17 protein-coding genes, 1 other RNA gene and 1 riboswitch are annotated in these 19,848 nt (G+C 29.0%); of the genes, 4 read left to right on the top strand and 14 right to left on the bottom strand.

The features are described from left to right. Positions 1–637 precede the first annotated feature (637 nt). The 4 genes from ssrS to CDLVIII_RS11345 all read right to left on the bottom strand — a co-directional run bounded on the left by ssrS (position 638) and on the right by CDLVIII_RS11345 (position 2,380). Positions 638–829, bottom strand: a non-coding RNA gene (gene ssrS / locus CDLVIII_RS29835) — 6S RNA. A 56-nt stretch (positions 830–885) separates the two neighbouring features. Beyond that, entirely contained in the window at positions 886–1,284 is a 399-nt protein-coding gene (locus CDLVIII_RS11355) for a hypothetical protein (protein WP_009169600.1), read from the bottom strand. Positions 1,285–1,302: 18 nt separating this feature from the next. Further along, on the bottom strand, positions 1,303–1,548 hold the full coding sequence (locus tag CDLVIII_RS11350) for a DUF1292 domain-containing protein (protein ID WP_009169599.1): 246 nt from the start codon (positions 1,546–1,548) through the stop codon (positions 1,303–1,305). 277 nt (positions 1,549–1,825) lie between these two features. Continuing rightward, the gene (locus CDLVIII_RS11345) at positions 1,826–2,380 is read right to left on the bottom strand and encodes a hypothetical protein (RefSeq protein ID WP_009169598.1); all 555 of its coding nucleotides are present in this window, start codon (positions 2,378–2,380) and stop codon (positions 1,826–1,828) included. Between the two features lie 258 nt (positions 2,381–2,638). Between CDLVIII_RS11345 and CDLVIII_RS11340 the strand changes: the two genes are divergently transcribed. Next, positions 2,639–3,442: an MBL fold metallo-hydrolase gene (locus CDLVIII_RS11340; protein ID WP_009169597.1), complete on the top strand. Its 804-nt coding sequence runs from the start codon at positions 2,639–2,641 to the stop codon at positions 3,440–3,442. Between the two features lie 95 nt (positions 3,443–3,537). Here the strand turns inward: CDLVIII_RS11340 and CDLVIII_RS11335 are convergent, their stop codons facing one another. The 6 genes from CDLVIII_RS11335 to CDLVIII_RS11305 all read right to left on the bottom strand — a co-directional run bounded on the left by CDLVIII_RS11335 (position 3,538) and on the right by CDLVIII_RS11305 (position 10,893). Further along, positions 3,538–4,008: a GNAT family N-acetyltransferase gene (locus CDLVIII_RS11335; protein WP_009169596.1), complete on the bottom strand. Its 471-nt coding sequence runs from the start codon at positions 4,006–4,008 to the stop codon at positions 3,538–3,540. A 719-nt stretch (positions 4,009–4,727) separates the two neighbouring features. After that, positions 4,728–5,549: an alpha/beta hydrolase gene (locus tag CDLVIII_RS11325; RefSeq protein ID WP_009169594.1), complete on the bottom strand. Its 822-nt coding sequence runs from the start codon at positions 5,547–5,549 to the stop codon at positions 4,728–4,730. A gap of 271 nt (positions 5,550–5,820) precedes the next feature. Next, positions 5,821–6,090, bottom strand: a complete 270-nt coding sequence (locus CDLVIII_RS11320) for a CD3324 family protein (protein ID WP_009169593.1) — start codon at positions 6,088–6,090, stop codon at positions 5,821–5,823. 302 nt (positions 6,091–6,392) lie between these two features. Continuing rightward, a complete protein-coding gene (locus tag CDLVIII_RS11315; protein WP_035302228.1) occupies positions 6,393–8,804 on the bottom strand; it encodes a homocysteine S-methyltransferase family protein in 2,412 nt (803 codons plus the stop codon). After that, positions 8,794–9,477, bottom strand: a complete 684-nt coding sequence (locus tag CDLVIII_RS11310) for a vitamin B12 dependent-methionine synthase activation domain-containing protein (RefSeq protein WP_035301740.1) — start codon at positions 9,475–9,477, stop codon at positions 8,794–8,796. Before CDLVIII_RS11310 ends, CDLVIII_RS11315 begins: the two co-directional genes overlap by 11 nt. 266 nt (positions 9,478–9,743) lie before the next feature. After that, a riboswitch (SAM riboswitch) is annotated at positions 9,744–9,849 on the bottom strand. 87 nt (positions 9,850–9,936) lie between these two features. Then, positions 9,937–10,893, bottom strand: a complete 957-nt coding sequence (locus CDLVIII_RS11305; RefSeq protein ID WP_009169590.1) for an MraY family glycosyltransferase — start codon at positions 10,891–10,893, stop codon at positions 9,937–9,939. A 301-nt stretch (positions 10,894–11,194) separates the two neighbouring features. Here CDLVIII_RS11305 and CDLVIII_RS11300 point away from each other — a divergent pair, with 301 nt between their 5' ends. Further along, a complete protein-coding gene (locus CDLVIII_RS11300; protein WP_009169589.1) occupies positions 11,195–11,674 on the top strand; it encodes an S-ribosylhomocysteine lyase in 480 nt (159 codons plus the stop codon). Between the two features lie 219 nt (positions 11,675–11,893). Continuing rightward, a complete protein-coding gene (locus CDLVIII_RS11295) occupies positions 11,894–13,462 on the top strand; it encodes a multicopper oxidase (protein ID WP_009169588.1) in 1,569 nt (522 codons plus the stop codon). 87 nt (positions 13,463–13,549) lie between these two features. Here the strand turns inward: CDLVIII_RS11295 and CDLVIII_RS11290 are convergent, their stop codons facing one another. The 3 genes from CDLVIII_RS11290 to CDLVIII_RS11280 all read right to left on the bottom strand — a co-directional run bounded on the left by CDLVIII_RS11290 (position 13,550) and on the right by CDLVIII_RS11280 (position 17,260). Then, complete coding sequence (locus tag CDLVIII_RS11290; RefSeq protein WP_009169587.1) at positions 13,550–15,220, bottom strand: B12-binding domain-containing radical SAM protein; 1,671 nt, start codon at positions 15,218–15,220, stop codon at positions 13,550–13,552. Beyond that, the gene (locus tag CDLVIII_RS11285; RefSeq protein WP_009169586.1) at positions 15,189–15,749 is read right to left on the bottom strand and encodes a hypothetical protein; all 561 of its coding nucleotides are present in this window, start codon (positions 15,747–15,749) and stop codon (positions 15,189–15,191) included. Before CDLVIII_RS11285 ends, CDLVIII_RS11290 begins: the two co-directional genes overlap by 32 nt. Positions 15,750–15,958: 209 nt before the next feature. Next, complete coding sequence (locus CDLVIII_RS11280; RefSeq protein WP_009169585.1) at positions 15,959–17,260, bottom strand: PQQ-dependent sugar dehydrogenase; 1,302 nt, start codon at positions 17,258–17,260, stop codon at positions 15,959–15,961. A gap of 342 nt (positions 17,261–17,602) precedes the next feature. Between CDLVIII_RS11280 and CDLVIII_RS11275 the strand changes: the two genes are divergently transcribed. Beyond that, positions 17,603–18,718, top strand: a complete 1,116-nt coding sequence (locus CDLVIII_RS11275) for an aminopeptidase (protein ID WP_009169584.1) — start codon at positions 17,603–17,605, stop codon at positions 18,716–18,718. Between the two features lie 147 nt (positions 18,719–18,865). Here the strand turns inward: CDLVIII_RS11275 and CDLVIII_RS11270 are convergent, their stop codons facing one another. Continuing rightward, on the bottom strand, positions 18,866–19,696 hold the full coding sequence (locus CDLVIII_RS11270; RefSeq protein ID WP_009169583.1) for a methyl-accepting chemotaxis protein: 831 nt from the start codon (positions 19,694–19,696) through the stop codon (positions 18,866–18,868). Positions 19,697–19,848: the final 152 nt, after the last annotated feature.

The following is a 19,848-nucleotide window of genomic DNA, read 5'->3' as shown; positions in this document are numbered from 1 at the left end:
ATTTAAAATTATGCGTTTTTCAACGCTTTATTACTCATTTTTGGTTCTTACTGTCAATATTTGCAAGATGATTTTTTTTTACTTTTTTTACATTATTGTTTATAATAAATGTATATCTCAACCAAATATGAAAAAAGAAGGTGAAATTATGAAAACATGGATATCTTACAAACTCAAATGCAATCTCTTATTTAGGAAAAACTTACTTAACTTATTGTTATTGTTTTTTTCACCAAGGAACAAATTTATGATTATTCTCTCTCAGAATTTGGACAAGCATATAGTTCTTTACCAAAAGGAACTAGCTCATGTGTATAAGAGAAGACATAATTCAAAACCAATTAGTGAATTAGCTGCTTGAGTTTAAATGCTTTCAAAAAATAAAATTTTGAATTATAGTTTTACTTTAAATTAAGATGTATATATTGAAATTAGTTTTCTGTCTCTTGTATCTGGATATTTACTTAGGTTACAGGGGCTTAAATGTAATTTTTTATTGCATCATATATAATGAATTTGAATTTTTCATTTACCTAAAAAGCTAACTAAAGTAGTACTTTAGTTAGCTTTTTAACATTTTCCTATTATATTTTTGAACATATAAAAACACCTCATTACTGAGGTGTTGACTCCAATTATAGTTCCCAACATGCCGCTTGCCCATATATTCAAATCCTGCGCCTCGCAGGTGGGTTAAGCTCAATTCACTTCTGCCTTCTACTGTCACAACATGTGATTAAATGAAGCCTGACATTTATGAATTAACTGCAAATCCCGATAATATCATGTAGGTTGAATATCATAAGCTCTACGCACATCTCAGGAAATCTATGATTTTATTATAGCACAAGCTATAATATTTTCAATAGTATTTTAATGGCAGTTTTACTCATAGTAATCGTTTAAAATATCTTCCATTTCTGTATCTGTTAATTCATCAGAAAAGACTGCTACAAATTTAAAATATCCGCTGTCTCCATTTTCCATTCCAAATTCCTTATATTTAGCTTCTACCTCATATTCATCTATAATTTCTTCCAGTATTGATTCAACATTATCTACTGCAATATCTCTTAGATATGGAATATAATATTCATTATACCATTCATCAGATTCTGGTTCAAAATCACTTTCTTCGTTCGAATAAGTTTTTGCAGCGCTTATCTCCTCTTTATCAAAATCATAATAAAATTTTATCATAACATAATCTTTCTTTTGTTTTACTTCCTCTACATCTTCTAAGCCATTATCCTCTAGATAGCTTATTATTTCTGAACCTTTCATTAATTTCACCTCTTACACCTAGTATAATAATTTTTTATATTCTTTCTTTATCTCTTCAAATTCCCTATCATCTTCAACAAGATTTAACTCTTCATTTCCTTCTTCATTTATATCTATTCTAAAAGCAAACATATCATTACTATTATCGTCTAATGGTGATAATAATAAATATCCCTGCTCCCCTAAATAAATCCTTGCTATAGCTTCAAAATCAACTTTATTTCCATCCTCATCTTTAAATGACATTACTTCTTTTTCTTCCAAAATGTTCACACCTCATCTTTAATTATTAGCACAAAGCCTATCTAGCTTATAAACTAGGTAATTTATTCGCTTTTCATTGAATTCCTATAATTTGTGCTTTTAAATATTCTAACCTTATTATATGATATTTCACCTTTTTGTCTATATTATTTTATTTTTTTTCTAAATTTTTCTGATTAATCACTACAAAAAGCCCAATGCATACTTCGTATATTGCATTGGGCTCCGTAATTTAGAGAAAATTTATATATTTTTCTTTAAATTATTGTTTTATATTTTATTTTGTGTAACTATATTGATTTTTTGTTCCAAAATCACCAAAAACATTGTAGATATTTTTCTTTCTAGCTTTTGCGACTGCTTTAATAACCGCATATGCTATTACACCATCTACACTATGATGTATCATTGCACCAACAAGTGTAACTGCTAAAGCTGGATAAGCCGCAGCTCCAAATCCTATAAATGGTATTGTAACTAAAGCTTCTAGAATTCCATGTATAGGTGCAGATATTGCTACAGCTTTAACATAACTTTTGTTTTTCATGATTACCATAGCTCCGACATACCCTACAACAATATGCGTTGCTGCTCTTGCAACTACTGGTGCAGGTGTCCCTGCTATTAAAAAACCAATTGTTGAACCTATTCCAACTACTATCGCCACAAATGGTGATATTAACATAGATAACATCATTGGTACATGAGCTGCCAATGTTGCCGTAAAATATGGTGGAATAATTATCTTTAAAAATCCAAATTGAATAGGAATTATAATTGCTAGTGCTGTCAATAATCCAGCATATACCATTTGCTTTATTTTATTATTCATATCTCCTGCATCCTCCTCTTGCTTATCAGTTGTATATACACTAGTATATAATAACTATACTTATAAGTAAATGCATTTATTTAAATTTATACATATTTTTATATTAAATTTAAATTAGTTCTTAATCTATAAGATATTTTTATGACATTGAATTTATTTTATATAACTTTTATAATATACTTAATTTAAAATTAGTAATTAAAAAATTCTTAATTTTATTATCTTTAAAATTTTTATATTTATACAAGGAGTTTTCGAATGGAAAAAATATATATGCTTGGAACAGGCTCTGCTATGGTTACAAAATGTTATAATACATGCTTTACTTTATCAAAAGATGATGAACATTTTCTTATTGATGCTGGCGGCGGAAATACTGTTCTATCAAATTTAGAAAAATTAAATATATCAATTAATCACATCCACAATATGTTTATATCACATAATCATAATGATCATATTTTAGGAAGTGTCTGGGTAATCAGATCTGTCGCTCAAAGTATACTAAACGGCAAATATGTCGGAGACTTAAATATCTATTGTCATGATACTTCCATAGAAGCAATTAAGACAATTTGCTCATTTGTTCTTCAAAAAAAGTTTTTAAAATTATTTGATGATAGGATACTATTCAACAAAATCACCAATAACTATACAACTACTATACTAGATAGAAAAATCACTTTTTTTGATATACATAGCACTAAAGATCTTCAATATGGATTTACAACCATATTAGCTAATGATAAATCATTAACATTTTTAGGTGATGAACCATATAGAGACACGGTAAAAAATTATTGTGAAAATGTAGATTATTTACTTCACGAAGCATTCTGTCTTTATTCTCAAAAAGATATATTTAAACCCTATGAAAAGCATCATGCTACTGCAAAAGATGCATGTAAAAATGCTAAAGAATTGAATGTAAAAAATATAATATTATATCATACAGAAGATAAGAACCTAGAGAACAGAAAAGAATTATACATAGATGAAGGAAAACAAGAATTCAATGGAAATATATATATGCCTGATGATTTAGATATACTAGAACTATAGATTATAGCTTTTTTATATTTAAGATATACAGCCAAAATAAAGGACATGACGTGAAAGTATCATGCATGTCCTTTATATTTTTAAAGTAAATAACTTTATAAGTTCTTTCTATACCAAACATCACAAGCAAAGTGTTCAGTTTCAACTAAAGGTTTATCTAATTGTATAAATCCATTCTTTTTATAAAATTTATTCGCAGCTACCATATTATCAAAAGTTTCAAGGTAACATTCTTTATAATGCTTTCTAGCAAATTCTAATGAGATATCTAATAACTCTTGCGCAATACCAGTACCTCTTACCTCTTTTAATGAATACATCTTTTGTAATTCACATACACCTTCAGCATTTTCTAATGGTCCTATGCCGCAACCTGCTACTATTTTACCATCCTCTTCAACAACCCAATAATTAGATTTCTCGTTTATATAAACCTGATAAAAACATCCTAAGTTAGGATCAGACCAAGCACATCCAGGTTTGTTTGCCCCAAATTCTATTAAACAAGTTCTTATAAGCAATTCAACTTGCTTATTATCTTTTTCTTGTATTTCTCTTATTAGCATAAGCCCCTCCATTTGTTTTCATTAAGTATATTTAGCTATTATAACATAATAATTCAATTCTATATCAAAAAGTAATTTTTTACTTTAAATTATTATAATATGTTAAAATAACTAAAAACGCATATAATTTCTTTTATGCGTTTTTATTGTTTCACATCTAATTATTACTTTTATATCTAAATTTATTAATAATATTTTCTATAAATATTATTATACAATAAATAATTACTATATTAACGAAGAAGTCTAATATATTAATATTTACTCCATGATTTCCATGAAACAAATTACAAAATAGTCTGAAATCATTAATTTTTTCTTGATATATTGTCAAATAGCTACAGGGAAATCCAAACGATACCCCTTGATCTTGAAGTATATTTCCTGATAGAATAAATGAAATAAATATAACTATAAATACAGCCAATCTAAGCTCTCAAGTATTTATTCTTCTAATACCATTATTGCCAGAACCTAAACGCTTAATTATTTTTTGCATAACTCCTCCTCTTATATCCTTCCAATTCTATTTCCTTATTATAACATAAAATTAAAATCAGTAATAAAATCTTTAAACATATCTAAGAAATAATTATATATAGTATGTTGCAATTAGTTTCATTTATTTTTCATTTCATATTTACTTAGCCTACAGACATTCCGAATGTAATTTCATTATTGGAATATATATTAAATAAAAAACTATAATACTTATACAATTACATTTCCTTAACTCTGATAAGCCATTCTTTTACTAGTAAATTAAATAAATCTTCCTGTTCTATTTGCAGATTATGTCCTGCCTTATCTAATACTGCAAAAGCTGCTCGAGGAAAACTATCTAATAATTTCCACGCATCTTTGTAACCTACACAATCATCTTGTCTTCCCAATAAAATTACTGAAGGTTTATCATAAATTACACTTAACTTATCTACATCAAATGAAAATCCATATCCACCATTTTTCATAATATTTTGTAAAAATTCACTGTTTGCAATTTCTACTCCACACATTATTTCTTCCTTATATCGTTTATATATTTTTTCATTTTGAACCACTACATTATTCTCAAAATCTTCCGCTTCATCTGATGTCAATCTTGATAATAATTCTGAATCTTTTACTAAAACAACATGTTCAGGCACATTTCTATCTTTATATTCTGGTATTATAAGTGGACAAATTAATGCCACACCATCAATTCTATCCTGCATTTTATAAATTATGCCTCTAGAGATATATCCTCCATAAGATTCCCCTACTAATAAAAACTTTTCGTTAGGCACAGCCTTCTCAATAAATTCAATTACTACATCAAGCATAATATCAGAATTTGAAATCCAATCAGCACTTTCTGATTTACCCATGCCTGGTAAATCAATATATATTCTTTTGTAGTTACTTTCGTCTTTAAATAAAGGTTCCATACACCCAGTCATTAATCTGTGATCTGGATAATACCCATGTATCATAATAATTGGTTTTCCTTCTCCTATTACTTCATAATTTATGTATATATCTCTTATCTTGCACTTCATAATCTTGCCCTCCAATCTCATCTGTTATAATTTATCCGATAGCTAGCATCCGTAACACTCCCACTCGCACTGTGAAAGTGGGAGATAACGGCTGCACGCTCCTGGATAAGTTCAACTATGATTCAGATGGAGATCGAACCCCACCTGAATCAAGTTTCACTTTATTATAATACTGCTTATGTGGAATTAATAGGTAATAATAATTTCTATATTATTTGTTACACAAAAAGAGCTATCACTAAATTAACATAGCAATAACTCTTTTATACTCTTATTTATTCTTTGAATATATAATTTTCCTTATACTTTCCAAAGAAAGAAAAAACTCTTCAGATAAATCTTGAATTTTATAACCAGATTTATGTTTATTTCTTATTTCAGCATTTCTATTTCTTATATACACCCTACTTCCTGAATTTTCACCCCACTTTTTTCTCTTTTCTGCTTGAGTAGGAACATATATATATTCACCTTGAATATATTTTTGAATTTCCTTAACCAAATCATCTGGTAAAATCATTTCAGCTTTTCTATATTTCACAAAGCTCAGCTCCTTAAATTAATATTTCAAATTTAAGATACAAAGCCTGTACTCTATGATAAACAACATAGAATTATAAATATTTTATTTACAACTGCCTTTGTGCAAATTATCATACATTCTGATTACAGACTTTGCACAAAACCTTTTGAGTTCTTCGCGTTCTAAAAGCTCAAACCTCATATTTTAACACCTCCAGTAAATTAAAACATCAAAATGAGTATTGCTTATTAGCAAAATTATATTGGAATATAATTCCTTTATATTAATATTCATTTAAATTAACTACATTTATTTATACTTTATAATAATACTTTTCTCGCAATTTCAACTGATTCTTTTGCATCTTTTGCATAAAAATCAGCTCCTATTCTTTCTGCCGTATCTTTAGTTAATACCGCCCCTCCAACAAATATCTTTCCATTGTAGCCATCTTCCCTTAATGCTTTTATTGTTTCTTCCATGCTCTTAAGGGTTGTCGTCATAAGTGCACTTAATCCAATTAAAGAAACTTCATGGTTTTTAGCTTCTTCTACAACAGTTTTAATTGGGACATCTTTTCCTAAATCTATCATTTCATAACCATAGTTCTCCAAAATAACTTTTACTATATTCTTTCCAATATCGTGAATGTCACCTTTTACTGTCGCCACTATAATTTTTCCTTTTGAGATACTCTTCGTATTACTTTTGGCTATTTCTGTCTTTAAAATACTGAATGCATTTTTTACAGTTTCGGCTGATTGTATTAACTGCGGTAAAAATAATTCACCTTTCTCATATTTACTTCCTACTTCGTCTAAAGCTGGAATCAAATATTCATTAACTATTTCAAGCTCTTTTTTGCTCTTTAAAAGCTCTATAGTAGCCTGCTTAGCTTCCTCTTTTAAGCCTTTAATAACAATATATTTTAAATCATGATCCGTATTTGCATTACTATTAGCACTTAGATTATTCTTTGTCGTTCCTTTAGCAGTAACTTCTGTTAATACTTCTACATTGGCATAATTATTTATATAGCTTTCAGCACCTTTATCATAATTATATAAAACATTGTAAGAATCAATAACTCTAGTCATTCCCTTTGCATTAGGATTAATTATTGGTAAGTCCAAGCCATTTGCAAGAGCTAACGCTAAAAATGTTTCATTTATCAACTCTCTATTTGGAAGTCCAAAAGATATATTCGAAACTCCAAGTACTGTTTTAACCCCTAATTTTTCTTTAACCATTCTTACAGCTTTTAGGGTTTCCTGAACTTCTTCCTGCTGAGCTGATACTGTGAGTACTAAACAATCTATAAATACATCCTCTTTTTTTATTCCATATTCTGCTGCCTTATTTATTATTTTTTTTGCAATCTCAAATCTTTCTTCTGCTTTTGCTGGAATTCCTCTTTCATCTAAAGTTAATCCTACAACACTTGCTCCATATTTTTTAACTAAAGGAAGTATTTTATCTAAGACAGCATCTTCACCATTTACAGAATTTAAAATTGGCTTTCCATTATAATATCTAAGCCCAGTTTCTATAGCTTTATGGTCAGAAGAATCAATTTGAAGCGGTGTATCTATAATACCTTGTATTTCTTTTATAACTTTATGCATCATACTTGGTTCATCAATTTCAGGAAGTCCTACATTAACATCTAAAATATGTGCCCCAGCTTCAATTTGTGAAACGGCTTGACTTAAAATATAATCTAAATCACCATTTTTTAATGCCTCTTTAAATATCTTCTTTCCAGTTGGATTGATTCTTTCGCCAATAATTCTAACCCCATCTATTCTTACAACTTTCGATGGTGTACAAATTGCAGCGTAGTGCTCTCTTGTAATAGGAATGATTTTTTTCTCTTTGACTGTATTTGATAATTCCTTAATATACTCTGGAGTTGTTCCGCAACATCCTCCAATAATTCTAACACCAGAATCTATAAAACCGCATAAAGTATCTGCGAATTCTTCTTTAGTAACATCATATCTTGTCTCATTTCCTATTGATAATGTCGGAAGTCCTGCATTTGGCTGAACCATTACTGGTATATGGGCTATACTGCATATTTCCTCAATTACAGGTTTTAATTGTTTTGGTCCAAGAGAGCAGTTAACCCCAAGTGCATCAACTCCTAAGCCTTCCAAGACAAGCACCATAGCTTCTGGGGAGCACCCTGTAAAAGTTCTTAGGTTTTCTTCAAAGGTCATAGTACAAAACACAGGTAAATCTGAGTTTTCCTTGGCTGCAAGTATTGCTGCTTTAAGCTCATATAAATCAGTCATTGTTTCAATCAGGATTATATCTACCCCTGATTTAGTTCCTTGAATTACCTGGCGCTTGAAAATCTCATATGCTCTATCAAAACCTAGAGTACCCATAGGCTCTAAAAGTTCACCTATCGGACCAATATCTAAAGCAATATATGTATTGCTGTCACCTTTAGCTCTTTTAGCAATCTTTACTGCTGCATCTACTGCATCTTCAACTTCTAAATTGCAGAGTTTAAGCTTAAGTTCATTGGCACCAAAAGTATTTGTTGTTATCACATTTGCTCCACTATTTATATACTCTTTATGAATTTCCTCTATAATATATGGCTCCTTTATATTTAAAAGTTCCGGATTTTCTCCAAGTTTTAAACCTTTTTTTTGAAGCATTGTTCCCATTGCTCCATCAAAAATTAATATGTTATCCTTTATATATTCTTTAAGCCCCACAGTTTTCTCCCTCTCTTCTAAAGCTGCAATTCTCATAGTTATTACATTCTTTGCAGCTCTTCTTTTTCTTTTTAATTCCATTATCAATTATTCCTATTATAGCCGTAACAGATTTTCTAGGAAACAACAAATTATTTTCAGATACAGTAAGTCCTATTTTCCTTTGAGCATCTAATGACCTTAAAAAATTATTTTGTACATCTAAGGGTAAATCTCCATAGCCTGGACTATACCTAAAAGTTATATCCATACCTTCTTGAATAGCTTTTTCCTTTATATTGATCTCTACTATATCGCAAACTTCTTCAACTGCAGTTGTAGCACAAGCATCTAATATAAGCGCTCTTGTTAAATTAGTTTTCTCATACAATCTAGTTTTCCTTTCAATTTCATTTCCTAATGTTACAGCCATAAGTACGCATTGTTTCGAATTTTTTAAATGTTCCCGTATATCCTTTCCTTTCAAAATCAAATTAGTAGTAATAACTTCTACGCCTTCATCGTCTTGCCTTATATCATTATAACTATACACAACTCTAGGCATAATTATCTTTTTGATTTCCTCTCTGCATTCATGAATCATTATACTAATGTTTTTATCTATATCCTGTCCCTTATAGCCAAGATACCTAAGAACTTCTTCCCTATTTATATCTAATTTCAAAGATTCTATAATAATGCCCCCCCTTATACAGTTAACAGTTAGCAGTTAGCAGTTAACAATTTACAGTTAAATGCTGCTTAACTTTAAATTTTAAAAACCTTGCTTAGATAATCTACATTTTACAGTTAAATGCTGCTCAGCTCTAAATTTCAATAGTTATATTAAAATTGTGCTTAGGTGATTTACAGTGCACAGTTTTCTATTTTTAGTTCTATTGTTTTTTGCATAATAAAAAGCCTAAAGGCATTCCTTTAGGCTTAAAAGCAATCAAAAACACCTTATCTTTCAGCTCTATTACGCTGCAGGATTTAGCACCTTATATATAAATATATCGGTTGCTGGGTTTCTTCGGGCCAGTCCCTCCACCACTCTTGATAAGTCTTATAATTAATTATTATATCTTTGAAAATCTTACTTGTAAAGATTTCATTTCTAAATTTTAGTTACTTGTCTTATATTATTTATCTATTACTTCTTAACTAATAATAAAATTATGGATAATATACTAAAAGTTAAGCTGATTAACATTATGTATTTAACAACTTGAACAGTAGTAAAGCCTTTTTCTTCTAGTCTAAAATGTATTTGACTTCTATCTGCCTGATAAACTGGTTTCCCTTCAGAAAATCTTTTAAATATAACAAATAAATTATCAAAAATCGGTACTGCTAACGCTAATATTGGTATAAACAAACTTAAAACAGTTGCCTGCTTAAATGCCCCTTCTAATGCTGTGATACTTAAAATAAATCCTAAAAAATTTGCTCCTGAATCCCCCATAAACACTTTTGCAGGGAATTTATTATAATATAGAAATCCCAAAATAGTTCCCACAAGCATTATAGATACTACTGCTGATTCATCTTGATTTAATATTATTGCTGCTGCAAAAAAAGTTGCTGCTGATATTAAGGATAAACCTCCTGCTAACCCATCCATTCCATCAGACCAATTAATTACAGTGGTAACTCCAAATATCCAGGTTATCGTAAGTATAAATTTCACTACTGGACTAAATTCTATATAAGAACTTGTAAATGGATTTGTAAATCCTCCAAAAAAAATGTTTGCTTTAAATACTAAAATTGCAGATAACAATTGAATAACAAGCCTAGGAAATATGGCAAATTCCTTTCCCTTTGTCTTATACCAATCATCAATTAATCCTATTAATAATATCATAGTAGCTGCAACAAGCACTGTTACTTGCTTGTATGGGTGATCTTCGTCTTTATAAAACATAAAATATGATATAAAAAATCCAATGTATAAAGCTATACCTCCGCATAATGGTGTTGGCATTTTATGCTGTTTTCTTTTATTAGGCTTATCCGTAAACTGTACTTTATTAGCTAGCTTCATAAGAAAAGGCATGGTAATTAATGCTCCTAAAAGAGATACTACCATTGCTAAAATATAATTCATCTTTTCTACTCCTTAGTTAAGTCTATGAAAGTAAATTATATCCAAATGTTCCATCTTGGCTTACTTCCTATTTGATTATACTATTAAAGATATGGTATATCAATTACAAAATTATTAAGGTTATACCCTAAAACTATTTATATTTTTTATTCTGTTTTGATATCACATCCAAATTCTTCGTAGATTATATTGCTAATGGGGATTTCAAATGCTACAATTTAATAGAAACAAATGTAAATAAGGTTTTACTAAATACAGTTATATAGTTTATTATTAACTTTTATATTAAGGAGTGACTTTGATGGAAAAAATAGCAAGTTTTACAATTAATCATTTGGAATTACTTCCAGGTGTATATGTTTCAAGACAAGATAAGTTTGGGGATACAGTTCTTACAACCTTTGATATAAGAATGACTAGACCTAATTTTGAACCAGTTATGAATACAGCAGAAATGCATGCAATTGAGCATTTAGCTGCTACTTTCTTAAGAAATCATAAAGTTTATGCAGATAAAACTGTTTACTTTGGACCTATGGGATGTAGGACAGGCTTCTATTTGATTTTACATGGTGATTATAAATCAAAAGATATAGTTCCTCTTCTTACAGAATTATATAAATTTATGGCCGATTTTGAAGGCGATATTCCTGGTGCTTCTGCTAAAGATTGCGGTAACTATTTAGACATGAATCTGCCAATGGCTAAATATTTAGCAAACAAATTTCTTAACGAAATTTTATTAAACATAAAAGAAGAAAATTTAAATTATCCAGCCTAAAGTAAATACAGAAAGTATTAAACCAGCATACTAACTAGTCTGCTGGTTTATTTTTTTAATTTCTAAATCTCTAATTCCTCATTCATTCTTACTAAAACTTTTGTACTAGTATCAGCTTTACAACATATTCACTTAGGTACCCATTAATTCATATAATGTAATAGACTTTTAACAAACCATACTTTAAAAAATTGATTAACTAAAAAGGATGTGAATATAATGAAATGTACTGACGTACCTGTACAAAAAATTGATCCATCTAAACCAGATACAATTCCAAAATTTATAGATAGACTACAAATTCCAGAAGTTGCTAAACCAGTTGACTGGATTGGAAAAGCTGCATATTATGAAATTCATATGATACAAGCATATCATAAATTTCACAGCTCATTCCCTTTTACCAGAGTTTGGGGATATGAAGGCCGTTATCCAGGGCCAACTATTGAAACTATGAAGGATAAGACCATTTATGTAAAATGGATCAATAGCCTGCCTTATAAGCATCTTCTTCCAATAGATCATACTCTTCATGGAGCTATTGATACACCTGATGTAAGAACTGTGGTTCATGTACATGGTGCTAATATAGAACCTCATAGTGATGGCTATCCAGAAGCTTGGTATACTCAGAACTATTCGATTACCGGGCCATCATTTACTCGGAAAATATATGAATATACCAATCATCAACAATCCACTACACTATGGTATCATGATCACAGCATGGGAATAACAAGACTAAATGTATATGCTGGACTTGCTGGTTTTTATTTAATTAGAGATCCTCAGGAAAAAAGATTACATTTACCAGGAGGAATCTATGAAATACCAATGATGATACAAGACAAATCATTTAATGCTGATGGTTCATTATTTTATCCTGATACCCCTCCATTTCCTGTACCTGTTAAACCGTCAATAGTGCCAGGATTTTTAGGTAATACAATAGTAGTGAATGGTAAGGTGTGGCCTTATTTAAATGTTGAGCCTAGAAAATATAGATTTAGAATATTAAATGCTTCCAATAGACGAGATTATAACCTAAGCCTATCCAATAATTCTGAATTCTATCAAATTGGTACAGACGGAGGGCTTTTACACCACACAGCTAAAATATCTTCCTTCATCCTATATCCAGCTGAGAGAATAGATATTGTAATAGATTTTTCAAAATTTAAAGGTGAAGAAATAACTCTTCTAAATGCAAACACTGATCCTAATTTGTCAGTAGTAATGAGGTTTAAAGTAACACTTCCTCTAAAATCTAAGGACACTAGTGAAGTTCCAGAAGAATTATATCCTTTTACTCATATAGATGAAGAAATGGCTACAAATGTTCGTGATCTACCTTTAAATGTATCTACTGATCATTATGGTAGGCCAATGCTTTTACTAAACAATAGAATGTGGTCAGATCCTGCTACAGAAAAACCTGAACTAGATAGCATAGAAATATGGAATTTAATTAATCCTGTTGCGAACCTTTCACATCCTATTCATGTTCACTTAGTTCAATTTAAGATACTAGACAGAAGACCTTTTGATATTCAGAAATATCAAACTGATGGTAAGATCGAATATACTGGTCCAGCTGAAGCCCCTCTACCTTTCGAGCAGGGGTGGAAGGACGTTGTCAGAGCTGATGGTGGAAAAGTCACACGAATTATTATGCACTTTAAAGACCATGCAGGCGACTTTGTATGGCACTGTCACTTTCTCGAACATGAAGATCACGATATGATGAGGCCTCTTAAAGTAATAAAAGATTCCTTTTCTATAAATTAGAGCCGTATGAAATATCGTGCAGTTTCATAAAACAATATAAAATTAGGAAACCATTAATAGGTTTCCTAATTTTATGCTTTCAATATATTAGTTAAACTCTTTAGTAATCGAGATATAATCAGCTTTTTCATTAAATAGATAATAAGTATTTTCCTCTAGTATCTCACCAGTTTCAATATATTTTTCAACATTAATTTTAAACTTCTCCAAATGATATTCTTTAAATGAATATTTTTCTTTTAAAGTCTCTTTTATGCTCTTTTCCTCTTCTTTTTCCATATCACTTCTTATAAACTCTGGCAATCCCCTTTTTTTATAATAAATCAAATAATTGAACCTTATTATTTCTTTTACATATTTATTACTTTCTCCCAATATGTCTGCATTGAAGTCTAAAAATACTTTATAATATTCTACATTCCCTATATTCTTATTAAAATATCCCTGACTTTCAAAAAACATTCCTAAACTATAATAAAATTCAAATGGTGAATTGAACTTTTTCTCAAAATACCCAATTATATAATTGAACTTTTGTGAGTTATAATATTTATCCACCATTTCTTCAACTTTCTTAAGCTTTAATAACTCTTCATAAGAAAGTTTATCGGTTTTTAAAATTTCATATGGTGGATATGGTGAATATTCCATCCCATATTTATCTGCATCTTCTCTCATAGAAGATCCCTTTAATAGTTTTAAGAAACCAAGTTGAATTTCTTCTGGTCTTATTTCATACATATCATTAAAAGATTTCTTAAAAGATTCATAATCTTCTCCCGGAAGTCCTGCTATTAAATCTAGATGCTGGTCTATATTTCTCAACGCTTCAATTTCTAGAACCTTTTCTTTTATATCATTAAAATTAACAAATCTATTTATATTTCTTAAAACTTCGTCATTAGTTGTTTGAACTCCAACTTCAAATCTAAATCTTCCTTTTGGAGCCTTTGATAAAAGTTCTATTTCCTGAGGCTTCAATATGTCTGCTGATATTTCAAAATGAAATTGAGTATTTGTATCTTGTTTTATTAAAAAGTCCCATATTGCCATAGCAAATTTAGAATTGCAGTTAAATGTACGATCAACAAATTTAACTAATCTAACTTTTTTATTAACAAAATACATTAACTCTTTTAAAACTCTCTCTATTTCTAAAAATCTAACTCCATGACTTGTAGACGAAAGACAATATTTACAATTAAAAGGACATCCTCTTGAAGCTTCATAATATACAATTTTATTACTTAGATCCTCATCTTCATCATATGGAAATACTATTTCATCCATAGACATTAATGGACGCTTCTCATTAGAATAAACCTCGTCATTAATTTTATAATGTAACCCTCTAACATCTTCAAGCTTCATTTTTCCTAGTTTATATAAAATAAAATCTTTATAAGTCTTTTCACCTTCCCCTTCAATAACGTATTCTCCTACATTATTTTTTAGAAAGCTTCTTGAATCAAATGAGACTTCTGGCCCACCATAGAGAATTTCTATTTTAGGATTTACCTTTTTTATTAAATTGGAAACTCTTGAAACAAGTTCAACATTCCAAATATATGTAGAAAATGCTACAACATCTGGCTTTTCTTCAATTATTTCTTCTAATATTCTTCCTTCTCTATCATTTATAGTAAATTCCTTTATTCTTCCTTCATAATCCATATCTCTTGTAAAATTCTTTAAATATCTAACTGCTAAATTACTATGAATAAATTTAGAGTCTATTGCCGTAATCAGTACCTTCATCCTTAACTTTCTCCTCTGCTATAACTTTGGTTTCCAGTTTCCTTCCTCTAATAAAAAAAACATCTTCCCATGCTTTAGTTTCTTCTATTTTGAAGTATTTTTCAAGGATTTTTTTTAATTCTTCTATATTTGAGCTTAAAAGTATATTTAAGTTCTTAAATATAAATTCTTTTATTTTCCCATTCGGTAATATAACTCTTATTTTGTTATTGAATACTTTTCCTCTTTCCTTTTTTATGTCCCATATGAATATTTCTCCATCATCTCTTATATATGAGCTTACTTCCTTAATCAATCTTTCTTTTTCTAAACTAGTCCATATTTTATTTAGATCAAAAAAAAACGTACACGCATCATATTCTCTACTCTTTAATTCCATTTTAGTATCGCTACGTACATAATCTAAAGATAATTCTTCTTCTACTTCTTTAGAAATATTATATATAATACCGAGATTTTTATCTCCTACATCTAATATATCCCCTTCAAAAACAACATCTTCTAAATTTATTACTAATGTTTTGCCCATGCTGTTCCCTCCTACTTCATCTGAACCTTTGGTTATATTTTAACATTTTTTACATATTTTTAAACATATTATTTTTATTTTTTAGATTCAAAAAAGATTCCTATATTTTTCGTAAAAAAGCTGCCTCAAAACAAAATTAATCTTGAGGCAGCCTATTGCTTTTCCGAATTTTTATACTAAAAATATTCAACTAAATAAATGTGTTTATGCTATTTTGTACGTTTTTTATTATAAATCTTATATATAACTAAACTGGTTATTGTAGCTAAAAGAACGCCTATAAATATCCAGATTGATTTTGGAAGATTGAATTCGAATCTAGGTCCTTCAGACTGCAACTTATAAATACATCCAGTTCCACTATCTAAAATATAAATATCTCCATCTAAATATTTTATTCCTTTTATATTGCTATTATCCTTTAACTTCAATAAATCATATACGATACTTTTGCTATTTATTGCTGATATAACATTATTCTTACTATCATAATATACTTTAGTATTTTTTTCTAATATTTTTCCTTCTTTATCAATAGCTAAATATCTTATAGCACTAACATTTTTAAATTGATAAATTGGCCCTGGAACAATTTTATTTGGAGGATTTTGAATAAGATTTGATACAAGCTTATCTCCTTTAAATCTAGAAGATGTTATAGGATCTCCTCCACTAAAATCTGGCCAGCCATACCATTTACCTTTATCTATTTTATAAAGATAATCGAAATCTCTATTTATAGGCCTATCTCCAACATTCTCCATTCCTCCGACAATTCCAATAAGATTTCCATCATCATCTAAATCCCATCCAGTTATATTTCTTATTCCTGATGAATATAAGGTTGATTTATTAGTGCTTAAATTTATTTCTACAACACATGCATTGGCTAAACTCTGCGCCCTTATTTTCTGTCCTTCTTCACTAGAATTTCCATAAGGCATGAAAGCACCTGTTTTCTTTTCTCCATAGTTAAAACCATTTAATGTTATATCTATTGGACTTTTATCGTGTGGAACTTTATTGATTGAATAATCACTTTCATATGCTGCTATCCCTGAATTAGTAACAGTTCCTATAGACAAAAGAAGTCTTGAATTTCTTATGATTATATTTCTATCTAAATATTTGCCTTCACAAGGTATATTATCTATTACTAACTGCAGACTCTTATCACTTAAATCATATTTATATAAACTATCCTTAGAAATAAAGTATAATTTATTATTGTAAAATAATAAGTTTTCTATTTTTAACGTATTATCTTGTAATAAAGTTTCTTCTCTCCCATCTTCCTTAATCACTTTAATATAATTTTCATATGCTACATAAGTATTTTTATTATTATCTTGATCAAAAGCTACTGAGTCATTACAATTCTTATACGCGACGCTCCAACTTATATTGTTTTTTAGCGTATTCATTTTATATTGATTTGAAAAATTAAATACTCCAAATGCTACTACAACTATTATAATTGAAATAATTAAAAATTTTAGAAACCTTTTCACTTCATTCTCCCCTTACCGCTTTAATTAGAAATCTATAAAAACTAATTAACCTTCTTCTGAATCAAACTTTTCTTAATACATAATGTATAATATCTATATTAGATTTATATTGTAAATCTAATGAAATAAGACCTTTAATTTAAAAATGTTCTTTATATGATATACTATATATATTGGTCATATATAATTTTATTGGTAAATTTACCATAAACTTATTGATATCCATATATGGATATCAATAAAAATACATTATATTAAATTCTACATACTCTTTATGAGTATAAAGTCATTAATATAATTCTAAATATAAATAATTTATAAAAATATAAGGAGGAATGACCTATGACAGATCCTAGAAATACTAAACTTGCTAGTAATTTAATAAATTATTCATGTGAACTTAAAGAAGGTGAAAAAGTCCTTATTGAAGCTAATGGAGTAGAAACGCCTTTAATTAAAGAGTTAATCAAAGAAGTTTATAAGGCAAATGCAATTCCTTTTGTATCAATAAAGGATAATGAATTAGAACGTGAATTGCTTATGAATACTTCAAAAGGACAATTAGATCTCAGAGCTAAATACGAAGCTTTAAGAATGAAAGACATGGATGCCTATATAGGGGTCAGGGCTAGTAATAATTCTTCTGAACTTTCAGATGTTCCTGAAGAAAAAATGAACCTATATAATAGATACTTTAAAGCACCAGTTCATTCAGACATAAGGGTTCCAAATACTAAATGGTGTGTCTTAAGATATCCTAATTATTCTATGGCTCAAAGCGCAGATATGAGTACAGAAGCTTTTGAGGAATTCTATTTTAATGTATGTAATTTGGATTACTCTAAAATGTCAAAGGCTATGGATTCACTAGTAGAATTAATGAATAAAACTGACAAAGTAAGATTAGTCGCTCCAGGTACAGATTTAACTTTTTCAATAAAAGATATTCCTGCGATTAAATGTGATGGTAAGGCTAACATCCCAGATGGAGAAGTTTATACTGCACCAGTTAAAAATTCAATTAATGGTACTCTAGCTTATAACACACCATCTGCTTACAACGGATTTACTTTTACTGATATTAAATTTGAATTTAAAGATGGTAAAATCATAAATGCTACTGCAAACAATTCTAAGCGATTAAATGAAATATTAAACACTGATGATGGCGCAAGATATGTTGGTGAATTTGCAATAGGTGTTAATCCTTATATTCTTCATCCTATGAAAGATACCTTATTCGATGAAAAAATAGCAGGTTCAATTCACTTTACTCCAGGTGCTTCTTATGATGAAGCTCCAAATGGAAATAGCTCTGCTATTCATTGGGACTTAGTTTTGATACAAAGAGCTGATTATGGCGGTGGTGAAATTTACTTTGATGATGTTCTAATAAGAAAGGATGGAATTTTTGTAATTGATGAACTTAAAGTACTAAACCCGGAAAACTTGAAATAATATTTATTCAGTTAAGAAATAAAAGTTATAAATTAAAATTATGAAAATCCCCTGACTTTTCATAGATATATATGAAAATTTCAGTAAAAAAGTCATTCCTTCTAGAGTCCGCTAGCTAAAAGGAATGACTTTATTTTTTAATAATCTTTATAATTGATTAGCTAATTCTTCAAGTTTCTTAGCTGTTGTATTTAATTCTGAAATAGAAGCTGCTATTTCTTCTAATGATGCTGATTGATTTTGTGAGACATCATTTGAGTTTGTTAAACTATTATTTATAGTTACTATCGAAGAAGAAATGTTCTTCATAACAGAATCAATTTTTTTAATAGATTCATTAGAAGAATTTGATAATTTCCTAATTTCTTGAGCAACAACACTGAACCCTTTTCCTGCATCTCCTGCTCTAGCTGCCTCAATAGCAGCATTTAATCCTAGAAGATTTGTTTGTGAAGAAATCCCTTGAATGAAAGTTAATATTTTATCAGTATCTTTTGCACTTTCAGTAGCTTCTTTAGTTTCTAATAATATTTGCTCATTCATTGTTGCTAATTCCTGTACTCCTTTAGAAATATCATTTATCCCAATTGATATCTGCGAAAGTGATTCTGATAATTTTTGTGTAATATCAATTAAATCATTTTTCTTTTCTAAGCTCTTACCTACTACCAAAACCCCAACAACTTCATTTTCTTCTTTTATAGGAATTGCATATGACTTAAATGCTACTCCGTACACATTTTCAGGTACTATTTTTATTATCTCTTTACCTCTACTGAGTGCATCAGCAACTGCGCCACCACTTGGTATAGCATCCCCTTCTTTTGCATTTAGCTTTAACCTTTCACTCGTATTTGTATATAAGTATTTTTTAGTATCTGCTAATGCTAAAGACGCCTCTGAATCAAAAAGTGATTCTATGTACGGCATTACATTGTAAAAAAGATTTATCATTTCCTTCTCTGAAATTTTATCCATTATTCTTCCCCCTTACTTTCCCCATTATATTGTTAGTTTTACGTATAAGTATAATTATATCTTTTTTTTGGCTAATTTGTAAATATAAATAATATTTTAAATTATTTTCACTTTAACTTATTTAACTTAATATTTCTATCAATTCATATTTA

Source organism: Clostridium sp. DL-VIII (assembly GCF_000230835.1).
Taxonomy (GTDB): domain Bacteria; phylum Bacillota; class Clostridia; order Clostridiales; family Clostridiaceae; genus Clostridium.
The sequence above is the reverse complement of the archived record's forward strand: the minus strand, read 5'-3'. Positions and strand labels throughout refer to the sequence as shown.